The organism is Billgrantia sp. NRB1 (genome assembly GCF_056921725.1).
In genome coordinates this window covers 413,355-438,235 of sequence record NZ_CM167783.1, presented here as the reverse complement: position 1 = coordinate 438,235, position 24,881 = coordinate 413,355, and the positions used below count along the sequence as shown (strand labels likewise).

The window sequence follows — 24,881 nt, the reverse complement described above, 5'->3', positions numbered from 1 at the left end:
TCGTCGTATCCGTCAATGTCGCGCGCAATGCGCAGACCCCTTGGGGTTATATGGTCAAGCCTCACGGGCCATTAGTACCGGTTAGCTCAACGCCTTGCAGCGCTTCCACACCCGGCCTATCAACCAGCTGGTCTCGCTGGGCCCTTCAGGAGGCTCGAGGCCTCGGGGATGTCTCATCTTGAAGGGGGCTTCCCGCTTAGATGCTTTCAGCGGTTATCCCGTCCGCACATAGCTACCCGGCAATGCCACTGGCGTGACAACCGGAACACCAGAGGTGCGTCCACTCCGGTCCTCTCGTACTAGGAGCAGCTCTTCTCAAACATCCAACGCCCACGGCAGATAGGGACCGAACTGTCTCACGACGTTCTAAACCCAGCTCGCGTACCACTTTAAATGGCGAACAGCCATACCCTTGGGACCGACTTCAGCCCCAGGATGTGATGAGCCGACATCGAGGTGCCAAACACCGCCGTCGATGTGAACTCTTGGGCGGTATCAGCCTGTTATCCCCGGAGTACCTTTTATCCGTTGAGCGATGGCCCTTCCATACAGAACCACCGGATCACTAGAACCTACTTTCGTACCTGCTCGACGTGTCTGTCTCGCAGTTAAGCACCCTTATGCTCTTGCACTCATTGCACGATTTCCGACCGTGCTGAGGGTACCTTCGTGCTCCTCCGTTACGCTTTGGGAGGAGACCGCCCCAGTCAAACTACCCACCACACACTGTCCTCGATCCGGATCACGGACCTGAGTTAGAACGCCAATGATGCCAGGCTGGTATTTCAAGGTTGGCTCCACCCGAACTGGCGTCCGGGTTTCCAAGCCTCCCAGCTATCCTACACAGGCAACATCAGCGTCCAGTGTGAAGCTATAGTAAAGGTTCACGGGGTCTTTCCGTCTAGCCGCGGGTACACAGCATCTTCACTGCGATTTCAATTTCACTGAGTCTCGGGTGGAGACAGCGTGGCCATCATTACGCCATTCGTGCAGGTCGGAACTTACCCGACAAGGAATTTCGCTACCTTAGGACCGTTATAGTTACGGCCGCCGTTTACCGGGGCTTCGATCAGGAGCTTCGCCCGAGGGCTAACACCATCAATTAACCTTCCGGCACCGGGCAGGCGTCACACCCTATACGTCCGCTTACGCGTTTGCAGAGTGCTGTGTTTTTAATAAACAGTTGCAGCCACCTGGTATCTTCGACCGCCTTCCGCTCCGGCCGCGAGGGCCTTCACGTAGTGGCGGCGTGCCTTCTCCCGAAGTTACGGCACCATTTTGCCTAGTTCCTTCACCCGAGTTCTCTCAAGCGCCTGGGTATTCTCTACCTGACCACCTGTGTCGGTTTGGGGTACGGTCCCACTGTATCTGAAGCTTAGAGGCTTTTCCTGGAAGCGTGGCATCGATGACTTCCACCCCGTGGGGTGTTCGTCTCGCTTCTCGGCCTTAGGGATCCGGATTTGCCTGAACCCCCAGCCTACAAGCTTTCACCAGGACAACCAACGCCTGGCTCACCTAGCCTTCTTCGTCCCCCCATCGCAATACAGTGAGGTACGGGAATATTGACCCGTTTCCCATCGACTACGCCTTTCGGCCTCGCCTTAGGGGCCGACTCACTCTGCTCCGATTAGCGTCGAACAGAAACCCTTGGTCTTCCGGCGGGGGAGTTTTTCACTCCCCTTGTCGTTACTCATGTCAGCATTCGCACTCGTGATACCTCCAGCAAGCCTCTCGACTCACCTTCGTCGGCGTACACGACGCTCCTCTACCGCTTGTGTGCATCCCGAAAACCACTCGCTGCTGGCTCGGCTTACGTTGGCGACCAACTCGACTATTGTTGGGCGCTTTCGCTCGCTTCGCTCGCGTAAACGAATAGCTTTGGGTGATGCACACAAGCCCGTAGCTTCGGTACCTGGTTTAGCCCCGTTACATCTTCCGCGCAGGCCGACTCGACTAGTGAGCTATTACGCTTTCTTTAAAGGATGGCTGCTTCTAAGCCAACCTCCTAGCTGTCTGAGCCTTCCCACATCGTTTCCCACTTAACCAGGATTTGGGGACCTTAGCTGACGGTCTGGGTTGTTTCCCTTTTCACAACGGACGTTAGCACCCGCTGTGTGTCTCCCACGCTGGCACTCACCGGTATTCGGAGTTTGCCTCGGGTTGGTAAGTCGGGATGACCCCCTAGCCGAAACAGTGCTCTACCCCCGGTGGTGATACGTGAGGCGCTACCTAAATAGCTTTCGAGGAGAACCAGCTATCTCCGGGCTTGATTAGCCTTTCACTCCGATCCACAAGTCATCCAAATCTTTTTCAACAGATCCTGGTTCGGTCCTCCAGTTGATGTTACTCAACCTTCAACCTGCTCATGGATAGATCGCCCGGTTTCGGGTCTATATCCAGCGACTGGTCGCCCAGTTAAGACTCGGTTTCCCTACGCCTCCCCTAATCGGTTAAGCTCGCCACTGAATATAAGTCGCTGACCCATTATACAAAAGGTACGCGGTCACACGACGAGCGTGCTCCCACTGCTTGTACGCATACGGTTTCAGGATCTATTTCACTCCCCTCGCCGGGGTTCTTTTCGCCTTTCCCTCACGGTACTGGTTCACTATCGGTCAGCCAGGAGTATTTAGCCTTGGAGGATGGTCCCCCCGTCTTCAGTCAAGGTTTCACGTGCCCCGACCTACTCGATTTCACTGGATCAGGCTTTCGGCTACGGGACTATCACCCGCTATGGTCGCGCTTCCCAGCGCGTTCGCCTAACCATTCACCAGCTTAAGGGCTGGTCCCCGTTCGCTCGCCGCTACTGGGGGAATCTCGGTTGATTTCTTTTCCTCGGGGTACTTAGATGTTTCAGTTCCCCCGGTTCGCCTCCCAACACCTATGGATTCAGTGTGGGATACCCTGCTGATGCAGGGTGGGTTTCCCCATTCAGAGATGCCCGGGTCACAGGTTGTTTGCCACCTCGCCGAGCCTTATCGCAGGCTTCCACGTCTTTCATCGCCTCTGGCTGCCTAGGCATCCACCGTATGCGCTTAATCGCTTGACCATATAACCCGAAAGGGTCTGGTCGGCGATTACGTACGACAATTGCCGGATACGCTTGAGACGTATCTCATGTCCTTTCTTCTCAGAAAGGAACTTGTCAGCATGATTCACATTGTTAAAGAGCATTTAGAGCGGTAAGCCCTAAGCAGTAAGCTTTAAGTGAACACCTTTATGGCATCATCAAAGCTCATTGCTTAGCGCTGACATCAGACTGTTTTGATGGGGTTTTCTTACAGCCTCAAGCTTACGGCTTAAGGCTGAGAAGATGGTGGAGCCAAGCGGGATCGAAGTCGTGCGCGACCCCAGGCTGACCACCTGACGTGCAAGGCACGGCGCTCTCCCAGCTGAGCTAAGGCCCCTAAAACCACTGTAAGCTGTAAGCCATAAGCTTCAAGCTAACCCTAGCTCGCGATTCCAAGGGGGTTATCTTACAGCTTCAAGCTTATAGCTTAAGGCTAGAGATTGGTGGGTCTGGGCAGACTTGAACTGCCGACCTCACCCTTATCAGGGGTGCGCTCTAACCAACTGAGCTACAGACCCAAACAGTCTTTGCTCTGGCCGATCAGGTAATTCATTGTGAGCACTTGCCGCGAGGCGGCGATATGTCGTTTAAGGAGGTGATCCAGCCGCAGGTTCCCCTACGGCTACCTTGTTACGACTTCACCCCAGTCATGAACCACACCGTGGTGATCGCCCTCCGAAGTTAGGCTAACCACTTCTGGTGCAGTCCACTCCCATGGTGTGACGGGCGGTGTGTACAAGGCCCGGGAACGTATTCACCGTGACATTCTGATTCACGATTACTAGCGATTCCGACTTCACGGAGTCGAGTTGCAGACTCCGATCCGGACTGAGATCGGCTTTATGGGATTAGCGCACTCTCGCGAGTTGGCAACCCTTTGTACCGACCATTGTAGCACGTGTGTAGCCCTACCCGTAAGGGCCATGATGACTTGACGTCGTCCCCACCTTCCTCCGGTTTGTCACCGGCAGTCTCCCTAGAGTTCCCGACCGAATCGCTGGCAAATAGGGACAAGGGTTGCGCTCGTTACGGGACTTAACCCAACATTTCACAACACGAGCTGACGACAGCCATGCAGCACCTGTCTGTGCGCTCCCGAAGGCACGAATCCATCTCTGGAAACTTCGCACGATGTCAAGGGTAGGTAAGGTTCTTCGCGTTGCATCGAATTAAACCACATGCTCCACCGCTTGTGCGGGCCCCCGTCAATTCATTTGAGTTTTAACCTTGCGGCCGTACTCCCCAGGCGGTCGACTTATCGCGTTAACTGCGCCACAAAGTCCGCGAAGGACCCAACGGCTAGTCGACATCGTTTACGGCGTGGACTACCAGGGTATCTAATCCTGTTTGCTACCCACGCTTTCGCACCTCAGTGTCAGTGTCAGTCCAGAAGGCCGCCTTCGCCACTGGTATTCCTCCCGATCTCTACGCATTTCACCGCTACACCGGGAATTCTACCTTCCTCTCCTGCACTCTAGCCTGACAGTTCCGGATGCCGTTCCCAGGTTGAGCCCGGGGCTTTCACAACCGGCTTATCAAGCCACCTACGCGCGCTTTACGCCCAGTAATTCCGATTAACGCTCGCACCCTCCGTATTACCGCGGCTGCTGGCACGGAGTTAGCCGGTGCTTCTTCTGTGGGTGATGTCCTTCTTCCGGGGTATTAACCCGAAAGCCTTCTTCCCCACTGAAAGTGCTTTACAACCCGAAAGCCTTCTTCACACACGCGGCATGGCTGGATCAGGGTTGCCCCCATTGTCCAATATTCCCCACTGCTGCCTCCCGTAGGAGTTCGGGCCGTGTCTCAGTCCCGATGTGGCTGATCATCCTCTCAGACCAGCTACGGATCGTCGCCTTGGTGAGCCATTACCTCACCAACTAGCTAATCCGACATAGGCTCATCCGATAGCGCAAGGTCCGAAGAGCCCCTGCTTTCTCCCGTAGGACGTATGCGGTATTAGCCTGAGTTTCCCCAGGTTATCCCCCACTACCGGGCAGATTCCTATGCATTACTCACCCGTCCGCCGCTCGACACCCGGGAGCAAGCTCCCGTCGTTTCCGCTCGACTTGCATGTGTTAGGCCTGCCGCCAGCGTTCAATCTGAGCCATGATCAAACTCTTCAGTTTAAGATCATATAGTTCTTGCCCTCCCGAAGGAGGAAGCGAACCAAACTTGGCTCAAGGTTCAAACGTCTCGTTTGACGAGTCGCTTGCCTTGATAATGGTGTGACTTCTCACCACCTCATCGACAAGCGCCCACATGAATTACCTGATCGATTGTTAAAGAGCGGCTCCAAACTCCCCTTTTTTCAACCCAAGGAGCGGAGCGTCTCGCTTGCCGCCGTGACCGGAGCTTCCGGCCTCGCCAGCACCCTGCGAGGAAGGCATATTCTACTGAACCGGCCGAGTTTGTCAACTCTCTTCGCCGCCTCACTGTCGTGAGCCTGGCGTCGAAGCCCAGCGTTGCTGGTGGCCGCCCAGAGCCCCTGACGGGCCTCTGTATCGAGTGGGGCGCATTCTACCAAATCCGCCGCGAGCGTCAAGTCGGAATTTTGCGAAGCGATTCGAAAAACCCAAAGCGAGACAACCACTTACCACTCTCGTCACCGCCTGCAACGTTGCCCGTCGCCGGCAGCGGATGCGTACTTTACGGCTTTCCCCCGCCGGACGCAAGCCCACTTGTAAAAAACTTTCCGCTCGGCCGGCGAAACGATCCACACCCCCTCCGACAGCCCACCGCCTGTGGATGACAGCCGAGTCAGCTCGCCGGTTTGGCACGGCTCGCCCGGTCCAGCAGGGAGAGGATCGAACGATAGGGGATTCCGCCGTGCTGGGACAGGCCAATCTCGCAGGTGCGCGAATTGGAATAGCCGGCGTCGCAGTCGGCCACCTGAACCGCCAGCCCCTTGAGCGCCGAGGCATTGAGCTCCGGGGTCACCAGCCCCTTGTCGCCGGCGAAGCCGCAGCAGGTAATCTCGGCGGGAACTACCACCTCACGAGCACAGGCCCGTGCCAGGCCGACCATCTTGTCGCCCAGGCCCATATGGGTGCTGGAGCAGGTGACATGCACCGCCACCCGCTCGTCGAGGGGCGAGAGCTCAAGCCTGGGCAGCAGGTGGTCATGGGCGAAGGCAACCGGCTCCTGCAGCAAGAGTCGCTCGTCGAGCCGCGACTGGATATGCAGCACGCAGGGGCTGGTATCGCTGATCACCGGATAGCGACCGTTCTGGCTGGCCACCAGCAGCTCCCGATTGAGCTCCTGGGCCTTGGCGGTCGCCTCATCGAACTGCCCCTTGGACTGGAACGCCATCCCGCAGCAGAGCCGCCCGCTCTGCTGGGGCACGATCACCTCGAAGCCGGCCCGCTCAAGCAACGTCAGGGTAATCTCCATGATCGAACGACTCTCGTCATCGCCGTAGCTGGCCCCAAAGACCCGGGTGGCGCAGGAGGGCAGGTAGACCACCTTGTCTTTGCCGGCCGATGAGCGCGTCGGCTGCGCGAGCACTCGGATCGGCGCCGCCTTGGGGAGTGCCGGGACCCACTGGGGCACTCGGTTACCGCTGAGCCGAGTGACCGCGCCGCTGACCTTCGACAGCCCTCGATCGCCCAGCACCCGACGACCGATGCCGGCCAGGCCGAGCACACCGCGAGCCGCCCGGGTGGCGCCGTCGAAGTGGCGGCCGATTCGACGTGCCAGGCCGGCACGGTGGCTCAGTCGACGATGACGCATCTCGCGAACCAGCTCGCCGGTGTTGATACCCACCGGGCACTGGGTGGCACAGAGGCCGTCCACCGCACAGGTCTCGTCACCGGCGTAGCGATAGTCCTGGCGCAGCCGCGCTAGTCGCTCGGTTTCCCGGGCGTCGAGGCTGTCACCAAGCGCCTCGAGCCGGGCCATCTCGCGGGCGATGACGATCCGCTGACGCGGGGTCAGGGTCAGATCCCGCGACGGGCAGACATGCTCGCAGAAGCCGCACTCGATGCACTTGTCGACGATGGGATCGGCAGCGGGCAGCGGTTTGAGATTTTCCAGGTGCAGGGTCGGATTGCGGCTCAGGATCACCTCGGGATTGAGCAGGTTCTCCGGGTCGAACAGCGCCTTGATCTCCCACATCAGGGCGTAGGCCTCGGGCCCCCATTCCAGCTCCACGTAGGGTGCCATATTGCGTCCGGTGCCGTGTTCGGCCTTGAGCGAGCCGCCATATTCGACGCCGACCAGCTGGGCCACCTCATCCATCAGCGCCTGGTAGCGCTCCACCTCGCCGGACTTCTCGAAGCCCTGGGGGAAGACGAAGTGCAGATTGCCCTCCAGGGCATGGCCGAAGAGGATGGCGTCGTGATAGCCGTGGCGGTGGAAGATATCGGTCAGCGCCAGCACGCCCTCGTCGAGGCGTTCGATGGGGAAGGCCACGTCCTCGATGATCACGGTGGTGCCGGTCTCGCGCACCGCCCCCACGGCGGGAAAGAGCCCCTTGCGGATCTTCCAGTAGAGCGCGTAGGTGGCGGCGACGCGGGTGAAGGCCACCGGCTCCAGGGTCTCGATGCCCTCCAGGGTCGCCTGAACCTCGGTGAGACGCGCCGCGAGCTCGTCATCGTCGTTGCCGCGCACATCCACCAGCAGCGCCGCCGCCCCTTCGGGCAGCGTCTTGAGCACCGCCGGCATGCCGGCCTGGTCTTCCACCGAATGCAGTGCGGCGCGATCCATCAGCTCCACCGCTGACACCGGCGCCTGCTTGAGGGCGATGGTGGCCCGGCAGGTGGCGGCCATGTCGGGGAAGAAGGCCAGCGCCGCCGCCTTCAGCGGCTCATCCACCACGGTGTCGTAGGTGATGGTGCTGATGAAGCCCAGGGTGCCCTCGGAGCCGATCATCAGGTGCTTGAGGATCTCGATGCCATCGTCGAAGTCCACCAGGCTGTTGAGGGCGTAGCCGGTGGTATTCTTGAGCCGGTACTTGTGGCGGATGCGCTCGGCCAGCGCCTCGTTGCCGCGGGTCTCGGCCGCGAGACGCTCCAGCCCCTCCACGAGCGCGGCATGGCGACGGCGAAAGGCGGCAACGCTGGCCGGATCCGCCGTATCCAGCCGGGTGCCGTCGGCGAGGATCACCCGCAGGTCGCGCACCGTGCGATAGCTGTTCTGCGCGGTGCCGCAGCACATGCCCGAGGCGTTGTTGGCAGCGATACCGCCGATCATGCAGCTGCCGATAGAGGCCGGGTCCGGACCGATCTTGCGGCCGTAGGGGGCCAACAGCGCATTGGCCCTCGCCCCGATCACCCCGGGCTGCAGCCGAATCGCGCGGCCCGCCTCGAGGATTTCATGGCCACGCCAGCCCTCGCCCATCTGGATCAGCACCGAATCGGTGACCGCCTGCCCGGAGAGGGAAGTCCCGGCGGCGCGAAAGGTCACCGGCAGCCGGCGCGAGCGGCACTCGGCCAGCACCGTCATCAGCTCCTCTTCCGTTTCGGGCCGCACCACCAGCTGAGGCACCAGGCGATAGAAGCTGGCATCGGTGCCGTAGGCCAGGGTGCGCAGCGGATCGTCGATCAGCCGCTCGGGGGGGAGCGTGCCGCGCAGGGCTTCGAGCAGTTGCTTGTAGGGGGCGTTCATGGCGGCTCTCGATCAGCGGAAGTGGTAGGGGCAAGCGTTGCAACGCCAGGCAGGGAGAGGCTCACGGCGAGGCGGTCGTCGAGCCGGCCCCTAGCATGGCGGGAGGCCAGCCCGGTCATTCAGCCGATCTCTTGGCTGGCGCCCGCCACCAGCGAGCTGGGTCCGAGATCGGCAATGCTGCGCGCACCGGTGAGCGTCATCGCCACCCGCATCTCCTTTTCGAAGAGGTCGAGCAGGTGGGCAACGCCCGACTCGCCGGCAGTGGCAAGCGCATAGAGGAAAGCGCGTCCCAGCAGCACGGTGTCGGCGCCCAGGGCGATCATCCGCACGACATCCAGGCCGTTGCGCACGCCGGAATCGGCAAGAATGGCAAGATCGCCCTTTACCGCATCGGCGATGGCCGGCAGGGCCCGCGCCGTCGAAGGAACCCCGTCGAGCTGGCGACCGCCGTGATTGGAGACGACGATGCCATCCGCGCCGAAGCGGACCGCGTCACGGGCATCATCGGCGTCGAGTATTCCCTTGATGATCATCGGACCGTCCCAGAGTTCGCGAATCCACTCCAGGTCCTTCCAAGAGATGGAAGGGTCGAAGTTGTCCCCTAGCCAGGCGATGTAGTCTTCGAGCTCGGTCGGCTGGCCGCGGTACTCCGACACGTTACCCAGGTCATGAGGGCGACCGTGAATGCCAACGTCCCAGGCCCAGAAGGGGTGCGTCGCCGCCTGGAGCATGCGCCGAATCGGCGCGTGCTTGCCGCTCATGCCGGAATGCGCATCACGATAGCGCGCCCCCGGCACCGGCATGTCGACCGTGAAGACCAGCGTCTTGACGCCGGCCGCCTTGGCTTTCTCCAGGACATGCTTCATGAAGCCCCTGTCCTTGAGCACATAGAGCTGAAACCAGATGGGACGATCGACCGCAGAGGCCACCTCATCGATGGGACACACCGATACCGTCGACAGCGTGAAGGGGATCCCCTTGCTGGCAGCGGCGCGTGCCGCCTGAACCTCGCCGCGCCTGGCGTACATGCCGGTCAGCCCGACCGGTGCCAGCGCCACCGGCATGGCGAGCGGCTCACCGAACAGCTCGGTCGAAAGCGACAGGGTCGACATGTCCTTCAGTACGCGCTGGCGCAAGGCAATACCGGCCAGGTCCTCGACGTTACGCCGCAGCGTATGTTCGGCGTAGGCGCCCCCGTCAGCGTAGTGAAAGAGAAAAGGGGGAATACGGCGCCTTGCTGCTTGGCGGTAGTCCGTGGATGCTGAAATGATCATGGCGAACCCTGTGCAGTTGATGCGCCGCCCGAGCCGTATGACCGCAGAGATCCTGGCAAGCACTCAGCGGGAATTGGCAGAATAGGCGGACGAAGCGCACCGCAATAGCGGGAAATTGGTAAAACCAATTGACCGAAATAAGTCTGAGAACCTTAGGGGCAGCCCTCCGCAGTGTCAAACCGGAGAGGGGCTTTTACCGGCCACAGCGCCCTATACTTTGGTATTAATGGCGAGAACTCCCGGACAACTCGCTGATATCCGGATGAGTTTTGTCGAGCCTGCTGCATTGCATCGCGCTGAAAATCGCGCCATTATTGGTAAGACCAATTAAGATCCCCGACGGCTCTTCAGGAACCGCTGCATGACCTATCAGACCCTGCGCCAGCCCAAGCTGGCCGATGTGATCACCGAGCGCCTCGAGGCCATGATCCTCGAAGGCAGCCTGAAGCCGGGGCAGCGCCTCCCCCCGGAGCGCGAGCTGGCCGAGCGCTTCGGCGTTTCGCGCCCTTCGCTACGCGAAGCCATCCAGAAGCTATCCACCCGCGGCCTGCTGACCAGTCGCCAGGGCGGCGGCACCTTCGTGACCCATGAGCTCAACAGCGGCTACAGCGACCCGCTGCTGGACATGCTCTCCCGGCATCAGGAGTTTCACCTCGACCTGCTCGAATTTCGCGACGCCATGGAGGGCATCTCCGCCTACTACGCCGCCCTGCGTTCGACCCCCGCCGACAAGGCGATGCTGATCAAGCGCTTCGAGGAGCTGGAGGCCTGCTTCGCCGGACGCGACCCGGAGCTCGAGGCCAAGGCCGACGCCGCCTTCCACCTGGCCATCGCCGAGGCTGGCCATAATGTGCTGCTGCTGCATACCATCCGCGGCATCTTCCACCTGCTGGAGAAGAGCATCGTCGACAACCTAGCCCACCTGTTCGAGAAGCCCCAGTCGCGCCCGCTGCTGATGAAGCAGCACCGCGCGCTGCTGGACGCCATCCTAGAGGGCCGGGCCGAGGATGCTCGCGCCAGGGCCCACGAGCACCTGGTCTTCGTCGAGGAGGAGCTGCTGGAGATGGAGCGCGCCGAGACCCGCGCCCAGCGCGCCCTGCGTCGCGCCCAGGCACTACCCGAACACAGCAGCTGAGGACGCCTGCCGTTGAGTCCCCCGCTTCGCCCTCCCCGGCTACGCCGTCCGCTGCGCTGGCTGCTGCTGTCGCTGCTGTCTCTGGGCCTGGCCTTGACCGCCTGGCAGGCCGCCCAGGTGGCCCGCGAGCAGGCCCTGCAGAGCCTGGTTCGCGAAGCCGAGAATGAGCTGCGCCTCTCGGCGGCCGGCCTCGAAGGTCACCTTACCCGCCACGACTACCTGCCGCAGCTGCTGGCGTCCCGCGAGATGGTCAAGCGCTTTCTCGCCCGGCGGGGGCCTCAGGATCCCATGCTGCTCAACCGGCTGCTGGACCAGTTCCGCGCCGTAGCCAACGTGTCCGACGTCTACCTACTCGATCGTCACGGCACCACCCTGGCCGCCAGCAACTGGCATATGGAGAACACCTTCATCGGCCACAACTACGCCTTTCGCAGCTACTACCAGGATGCCATCGCCGGAGGCCGCGGTCGCTTCTTCGGGCTCGGCACCCAGTCGCTCGAACGCGGCTACTACTTTTCGGCCCCGGTATGGCTCGATGAGACCTCCCCCGATGCCCGCCCCGACGGCGTCATGGTGGTCAAGGTGCTGCTCGACGCCGTGGAGGAGAGCTGGGCGGAGCAGGACGCCGAGCTGCTGGTCAGCGACGGCGACGACATCATCTTCATGGCCAGTCGCCCGGAGCTGCGCATGGCGGCCCTGCAGCCGCTGTCGGATGAGGAGCGCGAAACGCTGCTCGCCACCCGACGCTACGCCGACGAGCCTCTGCCCCCTTCCCATATCGAGGTCGAGGAGCGGCGCCCGGACGGCAGCCGCCTGGTCAAGTTCACTCATGGCCCCCTCTCGGAGGCGCGCTACCTCGGCCTGACCCGCCACATGAACGCCTATGGCTGGGACATGCATATCCTCAAGCCGCTCGACAGCGTCTACCAGGCGCAGTGGCTCGCCGCCGCTCTCGCCGGCGGCCTCTACGGCGTGGTCGTGCTGGCCGGCGGCGTTGGCTGGCAGCGCCTGCGGCTACGCCGCGAACGGGAGCTGTTTGCCGAGCGCGAGCGGCGCACCCTGGCCCACGCCCGCGACGAGCTGGAGCGCAACGTGGCCCGGCGCACCCGCGACCTGGTCGAGACCAATCGCCGCCTCTCGGGCGAAATCGAGGAGCGCCGCCGCGCGGAGGAGAGCCTGCGCCAGACCCAGGACGAGCTGATCCAGGCCGCCAAGCTGGCGGTGCTGGGCCAGCTTGCTGCCGGCATCAACCACGAGCTCAACCAGCCGCTGGCCGCCATCCGCGCCTATGCCGAGAACGCCCGCGCCTTCCTCGAGCGGTCGCGCCTGGAGGCCGCCAACAGCAACCTCGAGCAGATCGTCGATCTCACCTCGCGCATGGCCGAGATCAGCGCCCAGCTGCGCCAGTTCTCGCGCAAGAGCGGCGGCGCCCTGACCCCCGTCTCGGTGCCCGCCTGCTTCGACTACGCCCTGCGCCTCTATCAGGGGCGGCTACGCAGCGCCGGGGTGGCGGTCGAGCGCGCCTGGGCGGACGAGGACATCTGGGTCCAGGCCGACCTGGTGCGCCTGGAGCAGGTGCTGGTCAACCTGATCGGCAACGCGCTCCAGGCCATGGCCAACACCCCCGACCCGCGCCTGACGCTGAGCATCGAGCGCGACGGCAAGCAGGTTCGCATCGGCGTGGCCGACAACGGCCCCGGCATCGCCGAGCCGCATCTGCCGCGCATCTTCGAACCCTTCTTCACCACCAAGTCGCCCGGCAGCGGGCTGGGGCTTGGCCTGTCGATCTCCTCGCGCATCATCGATGATCTCGGCGGCCACCTTGCCGCCGCCAACCGGCCTGGCGGCGGCGCCCTGTTCACCATTATCCTGCCGCGTGAGAGCAGCCCCGATCGCCACCCCCCTACGCACTCCCAGGAGCAGTCATCCCATGCATGAGCCGGCGACCGCCCCGGTCCTGATCATCGACGACGAGCCCCATCTGCGGATCACCGCCGGTCAGACCCTGGAGCTGGCCGGCTACCTGCCCGAGCCCCATGAGAGCGCCGAAAGCGCGCTGGCCTCCCTGATGCCGGACTTCCCGGGGGTGATCGTCAGCGATATCCGCATGCCCGGCATGGACGGCATGGCCCTGCTGCGGGAGGTACGGCTTCGCGACCCCGATCTGCCGGTCATACTGATCACCGGCCACGGCGATATCTCCACCGCCGTGGAGGCCATGCGCGAAGGCGCCTGGGATTTCCTGGAGAAGCCCTTCGCCGGCGAGCGGCTGGTGGAGATGGTGCGTCGCGGCATCGAGAAGCGCCGCCTGAGCCTGGAGAACCGCCGCCTCAAGGCGGAGCTGGAAGCCCAGCAGTCGGCCCCCGGCCCGCGCCTGGTGGGGCGTACCCCGGCGATCCAGCGCCTGGCTTCCATGGTGCAGCGTATCGGCCAGGTGGAGACCGACGTGCTGCTGTTTGGTGAGACCGGCACCGGCAAGGATCTGGTGGCGCGAGCCATCCACGAGCGCAGCCCCCGGGGCGGCCACCCCTTCGTGGCCATCAACTGCGGCGCGGTGCCCGAAAGCATCATCGAATCGGAGCTGTTCGGCCACGAGAAGGGCGCCTTCACCGGCGCCGTGGAGCGGCGCATCGGCAAGTTCGAGCACGCCAACGGCGGCACCGTCTTCCTCGACGAGATCGAGTCGATGCCCCTGGCGCTGCAGGTCAAGCTGCTGCGGGTGCTGCAGGAGCGCTGCGTGGAGCGTCTCGGCGCCAACGAGCCGGTGCCGCTGGATATCCGGGTGATCGCCGCCACCAAGGTCGACCTCAAGGCCGCCGCCGAGGCCGGGGAGTTTCGCGAGGACCTCTACTACCGCCTCAACGTGGTGACCCTGCCGATCCCCGCCCTGCGCGAGCGTCGCGAGGACATCCCGCTGCTGTTCCAGCACTTCGCGGTGGTCGCGTCCAACCGCAGCGGCCTGGAGATGCCGCCGCTGGATACCAGCGACACCTCGACGCTGATGGCCCACGACTGGCCGGGCAACGTGCGCGAGCTACGCAACCTGGCCGAGCGCTATGTGCTGCTGGGCTCGGCCTTCGACTACCGCCTCGACGCCCTGCTCGAGGGGGTCGAGACCGAGACCAGCGAGCTGGCCCTGCCCCAGCAGGTGGAGCTGTTCGAGAAGAGCCTGATCAGCCAGTCGCTGGCCAGCCACCATGGACGCATCACCGAGGTGTGCGAGCATCTGGGGCTGCCGCGCAAGACCCTCTACGACAAGCTGCGCAAGTACAGCCTGAAAGCCGAGGACTATCGCCACAAGGCTGCGCCCTGACCCAGCAGCCCCCACAGCACCGGCCAGGAGGGCAGCCAGGGGGCCAGCGCCAACCCCGCCATCAGCATCGCCAGGGTGTTGCCGGGCACCTTCCAGTCAAACGGCTTGATCGCGGTGCCGAAGGAGCGCTTGATGCGCGCCCCGGTCAGATCGACGCTATAGCACTCGTCGAGGGCGAGATGGATGACGAAGCCCACCGTCACGGCGAGCCCGTGCAGCCACGCCAGCCGCTCCGGCTGATCCAGCAGCCGAAAGCTCAGCGCCGCCGCGGCCAGCCCGCAGAGCCCGGCGGCCAGCAGCGAGTGCCAGATGCCGCGATGCACGGTGAAACGGGAGAACAGCGCCCCGGCCAGATAGCGCACGACCAGATAGAGGCCGCCGCAGGCCATCAGCAGCGGCCCCGGTGCCAGCCGCGACTGCAGCAGCAGCGCGCCGAGGACCACCGCCGGCACCGCCAGCAGGTTGAAGATCAGGCGGATCGCCTTCGAGCGGTCGGCGTCGATATCGGGCAGGATGCCGCCGAAGGTCACCAGCCCCAGTACCGCCGCCCCCTGCCACAGGTCCCACAGGCCGGCCTGCCAGCCACCATGAGCCAGCACCGCGCCGCCGGCGGCGGCCACGCCAAGATGGGTGCGAAAGTTGGCCATGCCGGGGCGAGCCCTCGATAGCTGGATAAATCACCAGATTATCGCCCGCGCCGGCATGGTAAAACAATGGGTTAGGACGCGAGATATTCGTCCTTGAGCCTGACGTAGTTGGCCGCGGTGTAGGGGAAGAAGGCGCGCTCGCTCTCCTTGATCGGCCGCAGCGCCCTGGCCGGGTTGCCGGCATAGACGTGACCGCCCTCGAGCCGCTTGCCCGGGGTCACCACCGCCCCGGCGGCAATGATCACCTCGTCCTCCACCACGGCGCCATCCATGACGATGGCGCCCATGCCCACCAGGATGCGACTGCCCAGCGTGCAGCCATGCAGGATCGCCTTGTGGCCGATGGTGACATCGTCGCCGATGGTCAGCGGGAAGCCGTCGGGATTGAAGTCGCTGGCATGGGTGATGTGCAGCACGCTGCCATCCTGCACGCTCACTCGGGCGCCGATGCGGATACGGTGCATGTCGCCGCGCACCACCGCCATGGGCCATACCGAGCAGTCGTCGCCCAGCACCACGTCGCCCAGCACCACGCTGGCCGGATCCACATAGACCCGCTCGCCCCGCGCGGGCATCACCCCCTTCCAGGGGCGCAGGGAATCACTGCTCATCGTTCACCTCCCTCTGCCGGCCAGCGGCCGGCCGCTTTCGTTTCAGTCAGACCCGCTCAAAGCAGGCTGGCCGCCAGCACCACCAGGGTCAGCGGGATGGAGACCCAGCGCACCACCCCCTGCCACAGCCGGAACCCCGCCTCGCCCACGTTTAGAGCGGCGCGGGCGTCCTCCCGACGCATCACCCAGGCGGCGAAGATCGCGATCAGCAGGCCGCCCACCGGCAGGAAGAACTCGGTGGGAATCGTCGTCACCAGGTCGAAGACGTTCATGCCCGCCACCGGCCGCCAGTCGGCCAGCGTCGAGAACGACAGCACCGAGAGCAGGCCCACCAGCCACACCGCTACCCCGATGATGCCCGCCGCCTGGCCGCGCTTGAGCCCCAACCCCTGCAGGGTGGCCACCATCGGCTCGGCCAGGTTGATCGACGAGGTCCAGGTCGCCAGCAGCAGCAGCAGGAAGAAGACGCTGAGCCACAGCGCCCCCCATGGCAGCTCGGCGAAGGCCACCGGAAGGGTGACGAACATCAGCCCCGGCCCCTCGCCGGGGTCCATGCCCTGGGCGAACACCACCGAGAAGATCGCGATGCCGGCGAGCAGCGCCACGGTCACGTCGAGCACCGCCACCGCGCCGGCGGCCTGGGGCAGGCTCTGGCGGTCGGGCATATAGGCACCATAGGCCATCAGCGCACAGGCCCCCACCGCCAGGGTGAAGAACGCATGGCCCATGGCGTGCAGCACCACTACCGGCGTGATGGCGGAAAAGTCCGGCTGGAACAGCCAGGTCAACGCCGGGCCGAACCCCTCGGTGGTAGCGGCATAGCCGGCCAGCAGCACCAGCAACAGATAGAGCAGCGGCATCAGCAGGTTGTTGAGCCGCTCGAGCCCCTTGGCCACCCCGGCGGCCACCACCGTCATGGTCATGAACAGAAACAGCGTATGGTTGAAGGTCATGCGCCGCGGATCGGCGAGGAAGGCCTCGAAGCCGGCGCCGATCTCGGCGGCGCTGCGACCGACGAAGTCACCGTTCACCGAGCTGATCAGAAACTCGATCGACCACCCGGAGACCACCGAATAGAACGAGAGGATGCAGAATACCGTAAAGGCGCCGAACAGCCCCAGCAGCCGCCAGTGGCCGCTGGCCCCGGCCGCCGCGGCCAGGTGGCCCAGCGACTGCATGGGGCTGCGCCGACCGGCGCGGCCGACCAGGATCTCGGCCATCATCACCGGCAGGCCCAGCAACAGCACGAAGGCGATATAGAGCACCAGGAAGGCGGCCCCGCCGTTCTCGCCGGTGATGTAGGGAAAGCGCCAGATATTGCCCAGCCCCACCGCCGCGCCGGTCACCGCCAGGATGAAGGCGCGCCGCGTGCTCCAGCGCTCCAGGGTTGCACTCATGCCGTCGACCTCTCAGGGGGAAAGCCCGCAAGCCTATCAGGCCGGCATTAGCGGCACCAAACCCTTTGACGGCATTGAAACCCGCTGCTCTCGGCCGCATCTAACGTCATCATTGACCGTTCCCCCAGCCGCATTAGAGGTGCGCATGTCCCACAACCCCCTGCTCGACGCCCACGACCTGCCGCCCTTCGAGGAGATCCTGCCTGAGCACGTGGCGCCGGCCATCGAGAAGCTGCTAGCCGACAATCGCGCCGCCATCGACCGCCTGGTCGCCCAGGCCGAGCAGGAGACGCCCAGCTGGGAGAGCCTGGCGGCTCCCCTGGAGGCCCTCAACGACCGTCTCGCCCGGGCCTGGTCACCGGTCTCGCACCTCAACGGCACCATGAACTCGCCGGCCCTGCGCGAGGCGTATCAGGCCTGTCTGGAGCCGCTCTCCGCGTACAGCACCTGGCTCGGCCAGCACGAGGGGCTGTTCCGTGCCTGGCGCGCACTCAAGGAGGGCCCCGCCTGGGACAGCCTCGACGAGGCCCAGCGGCGCAGCGTCGACAACACCCTGCGCGACTTCCACCTGGCCGGCGTCGACCTGCCGGCGGAAAAGAAGCAGCGCTACGGCGAGATCAAGGCGCGCCTCTCCGCTCTTGGCAATACCTTCTCCAACCAGCTGCTGGATGCCACCCAGGCCTGGCACAAGGACATCGCCGAGGCCGAACGACTGGCCGGACTGCCCGACAGCGCCCTGGCCACCCTGGCGGCCAACGCCGAGGCCAAGGGCATCGACGGCTACCGCATCACCCTGGACTTTCCGAGCTTCTATCCGGTGCTGACCTTCGCCGACGACCGCGAGCTGCGCCGCGAGGTCTACACCGCCTTCATCACCCGCGCTTCCGACCAGGGCCCCCATGCCGGCGAGTACGACAACGCCCCGATCATCGAGGAGACCCTGGCCCTGCGCCACGAACTCGCCGAGCTGCTGGGTTTCACCACCTATGCCGACCTGTCGCTGGCCACCAAGATGGCCGAGTCACCGCGTCAGGTGCTTGACTTCCTTGAGGACCTGGCCCGACGCGCCGTGCCCCAGGCCCGCGAGGAGTTTGCCGAGCTCGAGACCTACGCTCGCGATGCGCTGGGCCTGAACGAGCTCGCCCCCTGGGACGTGGGCTACGCCAGCGAGAAGCTGCGCGAGGCGCGCCACGCCATCTCCCAGGAGCAGCTGCGGCCCTACTTCCCCGCCCCGCGGGTGGTGGACGGCCTCTTCCGGGTGGTGGAGCGCCTGTTCGGCGTCACCTTCGTGGAGGATGCCGAGGCGCCGCGCTATCACCCCGACGTGCGCTTCTTCCGCATCCTGGAGGGGGAGACGCCCATCGCCGGCTTCTACCTGGATCTCTACGCCCGTGAGGGCAAGCGCGGCGGCGCCTGGATGGACGAGTGCCGTGTCCGCCGCCTGGAGGGCGACACCCTGCAGCTGCCGGTGGCCTACCTGACCTGCAACTTCACCCGTCCGGTGGGCGATCGCCCGGCGCTGTTGACCCACGACGAGGTCACCACCCTGTTCCACGAGTTCGGCCACGGCCTGCACCACATGCTCACCCGGCAGACGGTGGCCGACGTGTCCGGCATCAACGGCGTGGCCTGGGACGCGGTGGAGCTGCCCAGCCAGTTCATGGAGAACTTCTGCTGGGAGCGCGAAGGGCTCGACCTGATCGCCGGCCACGTCGACAGCGGCGAGCCGCTGCCCGCCGAGCTGCTCGAGCGGCTGCAGGCGGCCAGGAACTTCCAGTCGGCCATGGGGCTGGTGCGCCAGCTGGAGTTCTCGCTGTTCGACCTGCGCCTGCACCACGAGCTGACCGCCCCGGACGCCGCCCAGGTCCAGGCCCTGCTCGACGCGGTGCGCGACGCCGTCTCGGTGGTGCCCCGCGCCCCCTTCAACCGCTTCCAGAACGGCTTCAGCCATATCTTCGCCGGCGGCTATGCGGCAGGCTATTACAGCTACAAGTGGGCCGAGGTGCTCTCCGCCGACGCTTGGAGCGCCTTCGAGGAAAGCGGTATCTTCGACGCCGAGACCGGGCGGCGCTTCCGTCGCGAGATCCTCGAGCCGGGCGGTGCCCGCGATGCCGCGGAGCTGTTCCGCGCCTTCCGCGGCCGCGAGCCCAGCGTCGAGCCGCTGCTGCGCCACAGCGGTATTCGCGCCGCCTGAAGCCGGTGCCGCCCCCTGGCGGCACCCACCGAAGCCTGCCGCCGGGGGACGCCCGGCGGCTGACATTAGGGGAGATACCATGGCCGTGCCAAAACGCTTTATCGCCGGGGCCATCTGTCCCCGCTGCGCCGCAATGGACCGCATCCGCGCCTGGGAGCAGAACGGCATCCGCTACCGCGACTGCGTCAACTGCGATTTCTTCGAGCAGCAAGCCATCGAGGATGACGCCATCCCCGAGCTCGAGACCCGCGTCAACCGCGAACGTGAAGAACAGCGCCGCAACACCGTCACCCCCGTGCGGATTCTCGACCCCGGGAGCCACTGAGGGTGACCCGCCAGGGAGCGGCCGAGAGGCAGCGGGGCGCCCGGCGACGACTGGAGCTGCTGGGCCTGGCCGCCCTGGCGGCGCTGCTGCTGGCCAGGCTGGACCTGGCCACCCTGGCGGCAGGCATCGGTCTCTTCCTGTGGGGCATGAGCCATCTGGAGGAGGCCGTCAAGCGCCTCTCCGGCGGCACCCTGGACCGCTGGCTGCACGCCGCCACCCGCGCCCCCACCCGCGCCATCGGCGTCGGTGCGCTGGCCACCGCCCTGGTGCAGTCCAGCTCCCTGGTCACGCTGCTGGCCATGTCCTTCGTCGGCGCCGGACTGGTCAGCCTGACCGGCGCCATCGCCCTGCTGTTTGGCGCCAACCTGGGCACCACCACCGGGGCCTGGCTGATCGCCGGCTTCGGGCTGCGCTTCGACCTGGCCCAGTACGCCATGCCGCTGCTCGCCGTCGGGCTGCTCGGCCGTTACCGCCTGAGCGGCCCCCTGACGGGCCTGGCCGAGAGCGGCTCCGCTGGCAGCGACTGCCCCCCTGGCTGGCCTCCACGCTGATGAACGACCTGCATCAGGCCAGTCGACTGATTGCCGCGCTCGGCGAGCCGCCACGCTCGGACTGAGGCCGCCCCGGCGTGCGGAAACCCGCACACCGGAGCGCTCGCCACGTGCGGAATTCCAGCCCATTGAAAAACCGGCACTTTCCACCTTAGTCGAACTCGATTGCGACAACTCTTTGATGCAATGGCTTTTTATTCGCCAAGGCACGGGCTTTGCCTATACTGACGGATGTATGCCAACGCATCTTTCATGAGCGAGCGCTTTCCCGCGGAGAGGGCTACGCTCTTCATAACGACAAGGCAATCGGAGTGACACCATGCGACATACCGCATCCAAGCTGATCCTGAGCACCTGTCTAGGCGCCGCCCTGATCGCGACCGGCGCCCAGGCCGACGACCGTGACGACTGGCCCCGCAGCCTGACCGTAGGTACCGCCAGCCAGGGGGGCACCTACTACATCTACGGCTCCGGCTGGGCCAACATGGTTGGCGACGCCCTCGGCGTGCCCTTCGGTGCCGAAGTCACCGGCGGCCCGGTGCAGAACGCTACTCTGGTCCAGATGGGCGAGCACGACTTCGGCATGGTGACCATGGGCCCGGCCTACCAGGCCTGGATCGGCGAAAGCGAGCTGGCGCCGGGCGTCGAGCACACCGATGTGCGGGCCGTTTTCCCGATGTACCAGACCACCCTGCAGATCATCACCCTACAAGGCTCCGGCATCACCTCGGTCTCCGACCTCGACGGCATGACCGTGGGCGTGGGCCCGGCCGGCGGCACCTCGGACATGTACTACCCGCAGCTGTTCGAAAAACTCGGCCTCGACGTCGACACCCGTAACGGCGGCGCCTCTGACCAGGCCGGCCAGCTCCAAGACGGCCTGATCGACGCCTTCGCCTTCGCCGCGGGCATTCCGATCTCAGCCTTCAGCCAGCTCGAGGCTCAGGCCAACGTCAACATCTTCTCCTTCTCCGAAGCGGAAATGGAGCAGGTGCTGGGCGACTACCCGGAGCTCTCCCCGGCCTCCATCCCGGCCTCCGTCTACAGCAGCCTGGAAGAGGATCTGCCGGCCATCTCCATCTGGAACTTCGCCATCACCCATAAGGACATGCCGGAGTCGCTGGTCTATGAGGTAACCAAGACCGTGATGGAGAATCACGATCGCATGGTGCAGATCCACGGCGCCGCCCGCGAGACGGTTCCCGAGAACTACGAGCACAACACCTTCCTGCCGTGGCATCCGGGTGCCGTGCGCTGGTTCGAAGAGAACGGCTACGACATTCCGGAAGACCTGCGCGGCTGATCGTCCCAGCGCGCCATCGACGCCGGCCTACGGGCCGGCGTCATCGCCTCGCGCTAACGCAGGCTTTCGCAACCCTTTAGGCACTCCGGCATGACTCAAGACACCCAACCAAACGAACCCGCTGCAAAGATCGGCACGACAGGGGTCGCTGACATCCCCATCGCTCACAACGAGCGCGTACTCTCGGGCCTGCTCGGCAAGACGGTCTTCGCCGCCTGCGTCCTGTTCACGGCCATGCACCTCTATGCGCTCAATATTGCGCCTATCGAGACCTGGGCCTTTCGTATCATCCACGTGGCCGGCGGCCTGGCCGTTGGTTTCGCCATCACCGCGGCGATGACCCTGGACCGCAGCCCCGGCAGCGTGCGTATCGGCCGCGCCGAATGGTTTGCGCTGATCCCCTCGGTCGGCGCCATCGCCTACGCCAGTTTCTGTATTCTCTACGCCTGGTTCGTGCGCGAGACCCGCGGCACACCGCCCGCCGACTGGGTGCTGGTGCACTTGAGCTGGTCGCTGGTCATCGCCTCCGCCATCGCCCTGATCAGCAGCTGGGTGTGGCGCAGCTCCAGCCGCTCGATCCACTGGGCCGATGCCGTGCTGATCGTCGCCTCGATCATCGTCGCCGCCTTCCTGCTGTTCGTGCTCAACCGCTGGCGCATGGCCGCCGGCACGCCGTTCGTCGGCCAGACCGAGTTTCTGATCTCGGCGGTGGGCGTGGCGTTGATCATGGAGCTGACCCGTCGCGTGGCCGGCCTGGCCCTGATCATCATCACCGCCGTCTTCCTGGTCTATGCCTTTGCCGGCCCCTATCTGCCAGGCCTGCTCGAGCATCGCGGCTACTCACCGCAGCGCTTCTTCACCTATCTCTACACCGACAACGGCATCCTCGGACCGACCACCGCCGTTTCTTCGACCTATATCATTCTGTTCATCACCTTCGCCGCCTTCCTGCAGGCGTCCAAGGTGGGGGACTACTTCATCAACTTCGCCTTCGCCGCCGCCGGCCGCGCGCGGGGTGGCCCGGCTAAGGTAGCGGTCTTTGCCTCCGGCCTGATGGGCATGATCAACGGCACCTCCGCCGGCAACGTGGTGGCCACCGGTTCGCTGACCATCCCGCTGATGAAGAAGGTCGGCTACCGCCCGCGCAGCGCCGGTGGCATCGAGGCCGCGGCCTCTACCGGCGGGCAGATCGTGCCGCCCATCATGGGCGCCGGCGCCTTCATCATGGCCGAGATCACCGGTATTCCCTACACCGAGATCGCCATTGCCGCGCTGATCCCCGCCGCGCTCTATTTCCTCTCCATCTACCTGATGGTCGACCTGGAAGCCCGCCGCGACGGCATGCAGGGCATGCGCAAGGATGAAATTCCGCAGTTCCGTCGCCTGGTCAAGCAGGTCTACCTGTTCCTGCCCATCATCATTCTGATCGGCACCCTGTTCATGGGCTACTCGGTGATCCGCGCCGGCACCCTGGCGATGGTCAGCGCCGCCGTGGTCTCCTGGTTCACCCCGCACTGGATGGGGCCCAAGGCGCTGCTCAACGCCCTCTCGCTGGGCGCCCGCATGGCGATTCCGCTGATCGCGGTGTGCGCCTGTGCCGGCATCATCGTCGGCGTCATCTCCTTGACCGGGGTCGGCGCGCGCTTCGCCTCCATGCTGCTGGGCATCGCCGATGCCAGCCACCTGCTGGCGCTGTTCTTCGCCATGTGCATTTCGATCCTGCTGGGCATGGGCATGCCCACCACCGCCGCCTATGCGGTGGCCGCCTCGGTGGTTGCCCCGGGCCTGCAGCAGATCGGCATTCCGCCGCTGGTGGCACACTTCTTCGTGTTCTACTACGCGGTGCTCTCGGCGATCACACCGCCGGTGGCGCTGGCCGGCTACGCGGCCGCGGCGATCTCCAATACCGACCCGCTGAAGACGGCCATGACCTCCTTCAAGTTCGGCCTGGCCGCCTTCATCGTGCCCTTCATGTTCTTCTACAGCCCGGCGCTGCTGATGGACGGCACCTGGTCGCAGATTCTGCGCGTGGCCATCACCGCCGGTATCGGCATCTACCTGCTGGCCTCGGCCGTGCAGGGCTGGTTCCTCAACGGTGTCGCCAACCTCGTGCAGCGGGGCCTACTGCTCGCCGCCGCGCTGTCGATGATTGCCGGCGGCTGGATGACCGACCTGGCAGGCTTGGCAGTCGGCGCTCTGGTCTTCGCCTGGCAGGCCGCCGCACTGAAACGCAAGCCCAGCGTCTCGAGCTGATCCTTCGGCGCGAGGCGCCCGCAGTGCCCGGCCGGGGCGGCATCCGCCGCTCCGGCCGTTTTGTCAGCAAGACGAACGACCCAAGGAGGCAGGCCATGCTTAGCGTACGGTATACGACCCTCCCCTTCCTGCTTGCCGCCAGCGCCCTGCTGGCCGGCAGCCCCCTCGCCGACGAGCGCAGCGACTGGCCCGAGCGCGTCCACTTGGGCACCGCCTCGCTAGGCGGCACCTACCAGGTCTACGGCGACGGCCTGGTGACCCGTATCAGCGACGAGCTCGGCGTGCTTGCGCTCTCCCAGGCCAGCGGGGGGCCCTTCCACAACATGACCCTGGTACACACCGGCGAGGCCGAACTGGGCCTGGTGACCCTGGGGCCGGCCCGGGAGCTATGGGACGGCGAAGGGGTCGTCGCCCCCGGCGAACAGATGCGCAACGTCCGCGCCCTCTTTCCCATGTACCAGACCCCCTTCCACGTGGTCACCATGGCCGACTCGGGGATCGAAAGCCTCGAGGACCTCAGCGGCCGGCGGGTCGGCGTGGGCCCCATGGGCGGCACCTGCGCCGCCTACTGGCCGCAGTTCCTGGAGGCGCTGGGTATCGAGGACGTGAACCTGCAGTACGCCGGGGCCAACCACCTGGCGGACTACCTGCCGTCACGGCTCAGCGACGCCTTCGCCTTCTGCGCCGGGCTGCCGATCCGCGCCTTCCAACGCCTCGAGCGCAACCATGCCGTGCACATGTTCGGCCTCACCGAGGCTGAGCAGGCCAGCCTGCTCGAGGCCTTCCCCGTTGAACCCTTCGAGATCCCGGCTGATACCTATGCCAGCATGGACGCTCCGCACGCCTCGGTCTCCTTCTGGAACTTCGCCATCGGCCACAAGGACCTGCCCGAGAGCTTCGTCTATGAGCTGATGGCGCTGGTGCTCGACGACCCCGACGCCATGGAGGCCATTCATCCCGCCGCGGCGGAGACCCGCGCGGAGCACCTGGACAAGAACGACGTGCTCTGGTTTCACCCCGGCGCCGTGCGCTACTACGAGGAGCATGGGTTCGAGGTACCGACCGCCATGCTGCCCCCCGAGCTGCGCCCGGACGAGGAGAACGACGAGGACGACGAGGACGCGGTCAACGAAGATGAGGAGGCGATCGACGACAGCGAAGCCGACGATAGCGACGCGGCCGACAGCGCTGCCTGACGCCCGCC

Annotated in this window: 14 protein-coding genes, 1 tRNA gene and 2 rRNA genes; 9 read left to right on the top strand and 8 right to left on the bottom strand. The window is 64.9% G+C overall.

Going from position 1 to position 24,881, the window contains the following annotated elements:
* Positions 1–50: 50 nt before the first annotated feature.
* From ACZIYR_RS01915 to lldD, 5 genes are all read right to left on the bottom strand, one after another.
* Positions 51–3,049: ribosomal RNA gene (locus ACZIYR_RS01915) — 23S ribosomal RNA — on the bottom strand.
* Positions 3,050–3,511: 462 nt separating this feature from the next.
* Positions 3,512–3,588, bottom strand: a tRNA-Ile gene (locus tag ACZIYR_RS01910).
* A 70-nt stretch (positions 3,589–3,658) separates the two neighbouring features.
* Positions 3,659–5,196, bottom strand: a 16S ribosomal RNA gene (locus ACZIYR_RS01905).
* The 16S and 23S rRNA genes sit together here with 1 tRNA gene alongside, the layout of an rRNA operon.
* A gap of 631 nt (positions 5,197–5,827) precedes the next feature.
* Complete coding sequence (locus tag ACZIYR_RS01900) at positions 5,828–8,674, bottom strand: FAD-binding and (Fe-S)-binding domain-containing protein (RefSeq protein ID WP_483528037.1); 2,847 nt, start codon at positions 8,672–8,674, stop codon at positions 5,828–5,830.
* Positions 8,675–8,793: 119 nt separating this feature from the next.
* Entirely contained in the window at positions 8,794–9,948 is a 1,155-nt protein-coding gene (lldD, locus tag ACZIYR_RS01895) for an FMN-dependent L-lactate dehydrogenase LldD (protein ID WP_483528036.1), read from the bottom strand.
* Positions 9,949–10,309: 361 nt separating this feature from the next.
* Between lldD and ACZIYR_RS01890 the strand changes: the two genes are divergently transcribed.
* Genes ACZIYR_RS01890 through ACZIYR_RS01880 form a run of 3 tightly spaced genes read left to right on the top strand, consistent with a single transcriptional unit; the run spans position 10,310 to position 14,396 of the window.
* The gene (locus ACZIYR_RS01890) at positions 10,310–11,083 is read left to right on the top strand and encodes a GntR family transcriptional regulator (RefSeq protein ID WP_483528035.1); all 774 of its coding nucleotides are present in this window, start codon (positions 10,310–10,312) and stop codon (positions 11,081–11,083) included.
* 12 nt (positions 11,084–11,095) lie between these two features.
* A complete protein-coding gene (locus ACZIYR_RS01885) occupies positions 11,096–13,021 on the top strand; it encodes a sensor histidine kinase (RefSeq protein ID WP_483528034.1) in 1,926 nt (641 codons plus the stop codon).
* Positions 13,014–14,396: a sigma-54-dependent transcriptional regulator gene (locus tag ACZIYR_RS01880; RefSeq protein ID WP_473034970.1), complete on the top strand. Its 1,383-nt coding sequence runs from the start codon at positions 13,014–13,016 to the stop codon at positions 14,394–14,396. Before ACZIYR_RS01885 ends, ACZIYR_RS01880 begins: the two co-directional genes overlap by 8 nt.
* Here the strand turns inward: ACZIYR_RS01880 and ACZIYR_RS01875 are convergent.
* From ACZIYR_RS01875 to ACZIYR_RS01865, 3 genes are all read right to left on the bottom strand, one after another.
* Positions 14,372–15,043 carry a metal-dependent hydrolase gene (locus ACZIYR_RS01875; protein WP_473032190.1) on the bottom strand — a complete coding sequence of 224 codons (672 nt, stop codon included), beginning with the start codon at positions 15,041–15,043 and terminating at the stop codon, positions 14,372–14,374. The genes ACZIYR_RS01880 and ACZIYR_RS01875 overlap by 25 nt on opposite strands.
* Positions 15,044–15,114: 71 nt before the next feature.
* On the bottom strand, positions 15,115–15,654 hold the full coding sequence (locus ACZIYR_RS01870) for a gamma carbonic anhydrase family protein (RefSeq protein ID WP_473032189.1): 540 nt from the start codon (positions 15,652–15,654) through the stop codon (positions 15,115–15,117).
* A 56-nt stretch (positions 15,655–15,710) separates the two neighbouring features.
* Positions 15,711–17,051: a sodium-dependent transporter gene (locus tag ACZIYR_RS01865; RefSeq protein WP_483528033.1), complete on the bottom strand. Its 1,341-nt coding sequence runs from the start codon at positions 17,049–17,051 to the stop codon at positions 15,711–15,713.
* A gap of 145 nt (positions 17,052–17,196) precedes the next feature.
* On the opposite strand from ACZIYR_RS01865, the gene prlC reads away from it, so the two are divergent.
* From prlC to ACZIYR_RS01835, 6 genes are all read left to right on the top strand, one after another.
* Complete coding sequence (prlC, locus tag ACZIYR_RS01860) at positions 17,197–19,245, top strand: oligopeptidase A (RefSeq protein WP_483528032.1); 2,049 nt, start codon at positions 17,197–17,199, stop codon at positions 19,243–19,245.
* A 79-nt stretch (positions 19,246–19,324) separates the two neighbouring features.
* Positions 19,325–19,570 carry a YheV family putative zinc ribbon protein gene (locus ACZIYR_RS01855; protein ID WP_473032187.1) on the top strand — a complete coding sequence of 82 codons (246 nt, stop codon included), beginning with the start codon at positions 19,325–19,327 and terminating at the stop codon, positions 19,568–19,570.
* Between the two features lie 2 nt (positions 19,571–19,572).
* Positions 19,573–20,121 carry a Na/Pi symporter gene (locus ACZIYR_RS01850; RefSeq protein ID WP_483528031.1) on the top strand — a complete coding sequence of 183 codons (549 nt, stop codon included), beginning with the start codon at positions 19,573–19,575 and terminating at the stop codon, positions 20,119–20,121.
* Between the two features lie 319 nt (positions 20,122–20,440).
* The gene (locus ACZIYR_RS01845) at positions 20,441–21,424 is read left to right on the top strand and encodes a TAXI family TRAP transporter solute-binding subunit (protein WP_473032185.1); all 984 of its coding nucleotides are present in this window, start codon (positions 20,441–20,443) and stop codon (positions 21,422–21,424) included.
* Between the two features lie 90 nt (positions 21,425–21,514).
* Positions 21,515–23,677 carry a TRAP transporter permease gene (locus ACZIYR_RS01840; protein ID WP_483528030.1) on the top strand — a complete coding sequence of 721 codons (2,163 nt, stop codon included), beginning with the start codon at positions 21,515–21,517 and terminating at the stop codon, positions 23,675–23,677.
* Positions 23,678–23,772: 95 nt separating this feature from the next.
* Entirely contained in the window at positions 23,773–24,873 is a 1,101-nt protein-coding gene (locus tag ACZIYR_RS01835) for a TAXI family TRAP transporter solute-binding subunit (protein WP_483528029.1), read from the top strand.
* Positions 24,874–24,881 lie beyond the last annotated feature (8 nt).